The following is a 376-nucleotide window of genomic DNA, read 5'->3' as shown; positions in this document are numbered from 1 at the left end:
TCTTGTAACATGCGTTCTAAATCATTTATTTGCTTCTCGTTCATTAAAGAAGGGCTATATTTATTCTTAATTGTCTCACGAGGAATCCTCCAGTAAAAAGCTGCTTCAGATGGTGTCATGTATTTATCGATTTCTTTCATGAGAATTCTCCTTTGTTTGTGCTTTTCCTTTTATGTTACAATAAATAAAGAAGGAAATGGACTAGATTTCCTTCTACTTCAGTCACTCATTAACTAAGCCCTTTGTTTGCTCTTAAGCAAATGAAGGGTTTTTATTTTGCTTGCTTAAATTTACTATCTATGACAGCCAAACGGATCAACTTCAGCTTAATATCCTTACTAAGAGAAAGCCATTCAGATGTACCAATTTTCATATC

Annotated in this window: 1 pseudogene; it reads right to left on the bottom strand. The window is 33.2% G+C overall.

What is annotated here, in order from left to right:
- A pseudogene (locus JDS80_RS31870) lies at positions 1 to 140 on the bottom strand (DNA-binding protein); the annotation flags it as partial.
- Positions 141 to 376 lie beyond the last annotated feature (236 nt).

Origin of the sequence: Bacillus cereus group sp. N8 (genome assembly GCF_016483685.1) — a bacterium.
Lineage (GTDB): Bacteria > Bacillota > Bacilli > Bacillales > Bacillaceae_G > Bacillus_A > Bacillus_A proteolyticus.
This window is presented reverse-complemented; position numbering and strand designations above follow the sequence as displayed.